Here is a 6,963-nt window from a genome sequence, read left to right on the forward strand (position 1 = left end):
AAAGTAGTATGCCTAAAAAAAAAGAAAATTCTGATAAAGAATTAACTAGGGATTAAAATCTCTAGTTAGTATTTATATTAGATATTTATATCATATATTATTAATATTGGATAGATATTTTATTTAATTTATAGTAAAATATCAAAAATATTTTCACATAAGGATAAAATGTTATGTTTAGATTTTTACTTTTTTGGAAAAGGAAAGAAAATTTAAAAATTACAGCTGAAAAAAAGGTAGTAAAATAACTCTACTTAGAGCTGATAAAGATAGTAAAATTATTGCCGATAACGCAACTATAATTATAAATAATTCTAGAAAAGATCTTGAAAATTTAGAAATTGCAGATATTAGAGATAATTCTAAAATAAGCATAAATAATGCTAAAATCAATATTAATAATACTGATACTAATAAGACAAGTTTTTTAAAAAAAATTATAGGAATAGTATGTAAATTTATAGGAATATATAAAAACGAGTAGCTAAACACTACTCATTTTTCACTCCTATTTAGTCAAATAAGCCACTAGCTTTTGCTTTTTCTTCAGCTTGTTTTGCAAGCTCCACATCACTCAAAGGCTCTTTCCCCATTGATTTACCTATATCTGCTTTAAAAGCATTTTCGCATTCTATATATTCTTTTGAAGTTTTATCTTTTAGTATAGAGTCTCTATTATCTTTACAATATTTTAAAGCATCTTTTAATTCTTTTTCATTTTTAACATCTTTAAAATATTCCATAGACTTAGGCTCTGATGAACAAGCATCTAAAAAAACAATAAGACTAAGAGAAGCTAACCCTAAAACTACTTTTTTCATTTTATATCCTTGATATATTTTTTAAATATGTTCGTTATATTTTAATGATATTGAAATTATATCTAAAAAATATTAATTAGATATAAAAATAAATAAAAAATTTAATTTTTGATTTGAGATTATTTTATTTAATTATAGCTATTTTAGTTTAAAAAATTTCTTTTATGAATATTTTATTGTTTTGGATTTTATTATTATAAAAGTTCAAAAGTAATATTATTACTTTTGATTTACATTATTGGCAATCTAGGTAAAAACTTACAGCAAATTATTGATGCTATTAGGAAAATAGGTACAAATGTAAAGGTTGCTTAAAAGTAAATACTATTATATATTAAAATTACTAATATATAATAGTTATTTTAGTGACTGACAATATACATTAATTATATATTTTGTAATTCTCTTATTATGTATGTAAAATCTTTTTTAATATCCATTAAATTATCAATACCACTAGTTAAAATAATTTGAATTTTCTTATCTACAATTATATATCTATCGTGCAAATAATTATATTTTCTGTTAATTACACAATCTTTATTCTCTACAATATTCCATTCTTTATATATATTTTTCAAGTCAGTACATAAATTATTCGGAAATTTCATTCCATTTTCAATAGGATAAAAAATGTTTAATTTTTTTCTCGGAAAGCATTCTTCAGCAAATTTTATAAATTCCATCTGATTGTCATTTATAAATTTATCATAAACAAACAAATGATTTGCATTTAAAAATAAGGCTTTTAAATGTTCTTTAGCTTTTTTTCTATCTTCATTTTTTATAAAACTAGCTGTAAAATTATTTTCTATTTTATCTTCAAAAATATTTACATAAGGAAAATCATATTGTTTCTCAGATAAAATAATTTTATATATAGTATTCTTAGAAAGACATTCTAAATCATCGCTATATTCTAAACTAGTCTTTTGTCCGAGAATAGATTTTAAAGTTTCACTATCATAATATCTTCTCATATATTCTTTTCGTAATAAAACATATTGTTTATAATAATATAAAATTCTTTCAATAATTTTGATATTACATTCTTTTTTATTTTTAAAACTACACAATTCTTCTGCTAAACTATCTTCTAATACCATTGTAAATTTCATTACATCATTTCCAAAAGATGATCTAAATCGCTATCAAAAAATCCCTCAGGGAAATCAATAATCTCGCCATTACTATTAATATATTTGCCTTGTTTATTAATCCCAATAGATTGGAAATTGTTATTTATATTATTTCTATAATAAATTTGAACATCTTGTTGTGATATTTCTTCTTTAAAAACATTCCATCGAATTCCATTAAGTATATGTTCAGAATGGGTTTCTATTATTAATTGAATTCCAGCTTTTATTAAAAAAACAAAAAAATCAGTTAATTTTGAAATCGCTTTTGGATGCAAATGAACTTCAGGATTTTCTATAATTAAGATATTGCCTTTTTCTAAAGATAATCCTAAAATTAATATTTTAGTAAGATAGCTAACACCTGAACCTAAATTAAATGGAGAAAATTCCATACCTAAATCATAATTTTTATACAATATTTTTACACCACTGCTATCAATTTTTTGAGTTATTGGCTCAAGCTTTAATTCCAAAATTTTATTTATCCAAAATCTGATTTGCATTGATAGTGAATCTGATTCTTGATCGCATATAAGTCTATCATTTTTTAAAGCATTATTTTTATTTTCTTCATAAAATCCAAATAAATATTCTCCATTATTCCCACTTCTTAAAGTATAATGTTTTTTCCCAAAATTTTCTTGTCCAATTCTATTTGAACAAAGATGAAATAATTTTTCTTCAAAAACAAAAAAATTATTATTTGATTTTACCCATTGATTATCTTCAAAAACCAAAGAAAATATTTCTCCATTGTTTACATTAGAAGTAATTTTAATCTGATTTTCATTTGATTCTAAACATAAAAGATCTTTCCCTTCTCCAAAATTACGCAAATAATCCTCTAAATATATATCTTTATTAGCATAATAAGAACAAAATAAAAGTGCTTGGATAATACTTGATTTACCAGAAGAATTGGTTCCAGCTAAAATTGTCAATGGTTTAAACTCAAAATTGTAATCACTAATACTTTTAAAGTTTTTTATTTTAAGATTTGTAATCATTCCAATCCTTTAAAAATTTATCTACCTTATTAAATCTATAATCTACACTAATTACACTATCAATCCCACTAACAAATTTCCCTGATTTATCAAATTCTAATTTTAAATTATCTATAGCTTCTTTTGGAGGTTTTTTACCTTGTTGCATACATAGAGTAAATAAATAACTTAAACTTTCAAATAAAGCCATATTTATTGGTCTTTTATTTATTCCATTAAGATTATTAAATCTAAAAATATCTTGACCATAATTATCATATGTAAAATTCATTGTATTTTTAAACATAAGTTTTAGTTCACTAATTAAATATATATCCATGGTATTGTTTAAAAACAACATAATTTCAGATAAAAAATCATCAATATTTCCTTTATATTCAATATTATTGATTATTTTAGAATAATAAATATAAAATCCAATAAATCTTAAAATTATATATCTATCTTTCATATGATTTGATTTGATAGAATGAGCAGTTGCTTTTTTAAAGCACTCTTCTTTACTTAATTCATCAATAAGATCAGTGGAATTTCCTTGATAAAGAGCATTTCTCATTTCTTGATTATTTAATCTAGTCCCACCTCGATTAACTCTATCAAAAATATTGAATTTTACTTGCTCAGGAGTTGGTGGTTGAATTGTATAGGTATCAACCTGATAATCTTCAATCTTTCTTTGCTGGACAGCATTTAAATCAGAAAATTTTTTGCCAGTAATATCTGTAATAATTTTTACTTGTCTTAAATCAAATTCATCTTTCATAAAATCAATAAATGTTGTAATTCTTTGTCTACCATCTACTACTTGAATTTTAGTATCTTTAGATTCAAAAAAATAAAATACAGGGATAGGAATACCCATAAGCACTGATTCTATAAGCTCTGATTTTTGTTTATAATTCCAAACATCTTCTCTTTGAAATTTCGGACTTATTTGAATATCACCTCTTTCTTGCCTTCTTTTTATCTCAAAAAGACTCATACGCCCTTTTTCTATTCTTATCTTTTCAAGAGGATAAATTTGTTTATAATTTTCATCATTATTAATATCTAAAGAATTTTCACCTTCTAATTCTTTCATTTAAAACTTCTTATATAATTTTTTATATATTCTAACATAAATAATTAAATTAAAACTTCTTTTTTTGTAACAGTGAGAAATTAAGTATCTCTAAATATTATTATCGAAAGAGTCTAGATGGACATTTTATATGTGTTTGAAAATTACATTACACAAGGAAATACCTATAAAGAAACTTTAACTAATATAAAAAAGCTGGAAGACTTGAAAGCCTTAATTTAAGAAAAATTATTAATTTTTTATTTTGGATTTTATTATTATAAAAGTTCAAAAGTAATATTATTACTTTTGATTTACATTATTTGCAAATGAGCGTTAGCGAAATTTGTGGTTTTTTGAATTTAAGAATAGATAAAGAAGAAAAAGACTTATAAAAAATGCTTTCAAACGCCTATAAAATAGCTATTCATTAAGGTTTTTGATTTTCCCACCCGTGGGACAAATTTTCCCACCCGTGGGACAAAAACTGCTCGTAGTGGGAAAACTAAAAAAGTAATTTTTCCCAAAATAATCAATAAAATTCATTGTATGGGATACAATTTGTTTTTTTATTTGGGAATTTATCATTTTTTGGGAAAATAATGCTATAATGTTTTTTAATTTTTGGGAAAAGGTAATATATGGCAAAGATAGTTAATTTAGAAAACAAAGAAACTAAAAAATTATATAGTAATGTTCAGGAGAAAGTTGATGCTGTAACAGGAGAAGTTACCACAGTAATAAGTTCTTTTTTACAAAGAGAAAAAACCAAAGATGATTTTATTAAATTATTTGTAGAAAACATTAGTTTTCTTACTGATAATCTTTCAAATCCTGCTTTAAGAGTTGTGTTGATGATGATTAAAAATTTAAATTATCAAAATGTTTTTCAATATAATAGTGAGTTCGTTCATTATTTTGAAAGTAGGAAGATTTTAGGAAAATCAAGTGTTTATCGTGCGATAAAAGAACTTGAAGATAAACAAGTTATTTTTAAAGTAACAGAAGAGCAGAGAAAAGAATATGATATTATTGGTTCAAATTCATATATTATGAATCCTCAAATCATAGGCAAGGGTTCTTTTAAAGATCTAAAAAAATTAAGACAAACTGTCGTTAAAACTTTTGATTTTGACAATTTAGAATTTAAGCAAGAAGTGTCAGTTGAAAGTGAATATGAAGGTCTTGAGCAAATTAAAAAAAATCCAGATCATTATGTTATTGAAGAAGTTAAGCAAATAGCTTCAGATAAGAATGTTGTAGAAAATCAAGTGATTATTTCTAAAAAAGATGATGAGCAAATAAATTATCCTTCATTAAAACAAGAGAAAATAATTGATGTTAATAGTAATATTCCTAACTTAACTTCAAATGATAATGTAGAACCTACATTATTCGATGGAAGCAAAAATGAGCAAAAGGCAATGGCTTTTATTAATGAATTTGCAGGTATGTTTAATGGAGCTTTTCATCCAAGTAAAACAGCCAAAGAAATGAAAAAAGAATTTTTAGAAAATGACTTAAAAAAGGGTAATATATGAAAAAAGTATTTCTTGATACAAATATTTTTATTGATTTTTTTGACGAAGCAAGAATAAATAATGAACAAGCTAAACAATTAATATATTTTTTAATATCTAATGAAATAAAAATAGTGTTTTCAGAAGATATGATTTCAACTATCGCTTATTTAATAGATAAAGATAAATTACCAGCCCTTATGTCTTTTTTTAAAAACACAATAACAAATCCATATTTTGATATAGTTTCATTTGGATCAAGCGTTATTAATATGGCTTGTGATTTTTACTTGCAAAATAAAGGTGATTTTGAAGACTATTTGCAGTATTTTTGTGCAGAAAAAGAAAATTGCACAGCAATTTATACTATGGATAAAAATTTTCCAAATTTAAAAATACCTATAAAAAGATATGGCGATACAAACATATAATAATATTTCATCTATCTCATGTTAAGATATTAAAAATATTTAAAAATTAGAGGAAAATATGAAATTGCTCAATAAAGTAGATTTTAATGAATTACTATCACAAATAAGATTATCTTCTTATGACAATGATGTTGTAAAACACTATGATAATCTTAAACTTATAGGAAAGATCACACCAAAAATTGCAACATTGGAAATTATTCTTAGAAATAAACTTGATAGTAAATTATCAGAGCAAGATAATGATTGGATAAAAAACTCTAATGATGAAAATATTAAAAAAGCTAAGATTGAAATTGAAAATAGAGAAAAAAATAAGATTTTATCCCATCATCAATATCTTTCTTGTATGAGTTTGGGAACTATTATCTATCTCATTAAAGAGAATAAATTACAAAATTCTATAATGGATTTAAAAGGTATTAATTTTAGAAACTACGGAGAGAATAATAGAAATTTCTTTTTTGAAAAAGGAAAGAAATTACGCTTTAGAAACACACATAAAGTAGATGTAGTTCTTAGTTTATTACAAAATCTAAGAAATAGAAGTTATCATTGGGAAAATATATTAAAAACAACAGAAAACAATGGAAAATATTATCCAAGATTAACGACAAAAATAGAAAACACTCATATAGGATTAAATCCACAAAAAATAGATTTATTTTTAAGTGATTTAATTAAAACATTCAATGAAGAAATTTTGGAATATTGTTAAAAGTTGGAATGGGCTACTAGGAAGCCCTTTGAATTTCATCAAAATTATAGTCAATCTAACATTAAATTAAAATAAATAGGGGAATATCTTGCCAAAAAAAAGAATGTTTTTGTTTGTTCCATATCAAGATATTCGTGAAGCTAAAAAACTTGGTGCAATGTGGGATAACAAACAAAAACAATGGTTTGCACCAAAATCATTAGATATTAATATATTTAAAAAATGGTTAGATAAAACCGCATTAAATAATAAAAGTAATTCTTA

8 protein-coding genes and 1 pseudogene are annotated in these 6,963 nt (G+C 23.2%); 5 read left to right on the plus strand and 4 right to left on the minus strand.

Features of this window, described 5'->3' with window-relative positions; genetic code table 11:
* Nucleotides 1-512 precede the first annotated feature (512 nt).
* From CAMP5082_RS07980 to CAMP5082_RS07995, 4 genes are all read right to left on the minus strand, one after another.
* The gene (locus CAMP5082_RS07980; protein ID WP_337206409.1) at nt 513-821 is read right to left on the minus strand and encodes an EexN family lipoprotein; all 309 of its coding nucleotides are present in this window, start codon (nt 819-821) and stop codon (nt 513-515) included.
* A gap of 386 nt (nt 822-1,207) precedes the next feature.
* Nucleotides 1,208-1,939, minus strand: coding sequence for a hypothetical protein (locus CAMP5082_RS07985; protein WP_337206410.1), 732 nt, complete (start codon nt 1,937-1,939; stop codon nt 1,208-1,210).
* The gene (locus CAMP5082_RS07990; protein WP_044599612.1) at nt 1,939-2,970 is read right to left on the minus strand and encodes an AAA family ATPase; all 1,032 of its coding nucleotides are present in this window, start codon (nt 2,968-2,970) and stop codon (nt 1,939-1,941) included. Before CAMP5082_RS07990 ends, CAMP5082_RS07985 begins: the two co-directional genes overlap by 1 nt.
* Nucleotides 2,954-4,051 carry a DUF262 domain-containing protein gene (locus CAMP5082_RS07995; RefSeq protein ID WP_337206411.1) on the minus strand — a complete coding sequence of 366 codons (1,098 nt, stop codon included), beginning with the start codon at nt 4,049-4,051 and terminating at the stop codon, nt 2,954-2,956. The genes CAMP5082_RS07990 and CAMP5082_RS07995 overlap by 17 nt, the downstream gene beginning before the upstream one ends.
* 302 nt (nt 4,052-4,353) lie before the next feature.
* Between CAMP5082_RS07995 and CAMP5082_RS08490 the strand changes: the two are divergent.
* The 5 genes and pseudogenes from CAMP5082_RS08490 to CAMP5082_RS08015 all read left to right on the plus strand — a co-directional run.
* Nucleotides 4,354-4,633: pseudogene (locus CAMP5082_RS08490) on the plus strand (hypothetical protein).
* 38 nt (nt 4,634-4,671) lie between these two features.
* Complete coding sequence (locus tag CAMP5082_RS08000; RefSeq protein WP_263693865.1) at nt 4,672-5,571, plus strand: replication/maintenance protein RepL; 900 nt, start codon at nt 4,672-4,674, stop codon at nt 5,569-5,571.
* On the plus strand, nt 5,568-5,981 hold the full coding sequence (locus tag CAMP5082_RS08005; protein WP_044599615.1) for a type II toxin-antitoxin system VapC family toxin: 414 nt from the start codon (nt 5,568-5,570) through the stop codon (nt 5,979-5,981). Before CAMP5082_RS08000 ends, CAMP5082_RS08005 begins: the two co-directional genes overlap by 4 nt.
* Nucleotides 5,982-6,039: 58 nt before the next feature.
* The gene (locus CAMP5082_RS08010; protein WP_236633137.1) at nt 6,040-6,699 is read left to right on the plus strand and encodes a hypothetical protein; all 660 of its coding nucleotides are present in this window, start codon (nt 6,040-6,042) and stop codon (nt 6,697-6,699) included.
* 103 nt (nt 6,700-6,802) lie between these two features.
* On the plus strand, nt 6,803-6,963 hold a 161-nt coding region (locus CAMP5082_RS08015; RefSeq protein ID WP_257911330.1), incomplete at its 3' end, for a DUF5710 domain-containing protein.

The sequence above is a fragment of the Campylobacter sp. LMG 17559 genome, from assembly GCF_024723605.1.
GTDB lineage: Bacteria > Campylobacterota > Campylobacteria > Campylobacterales > Campylobacteraceae > Campylobacter_D.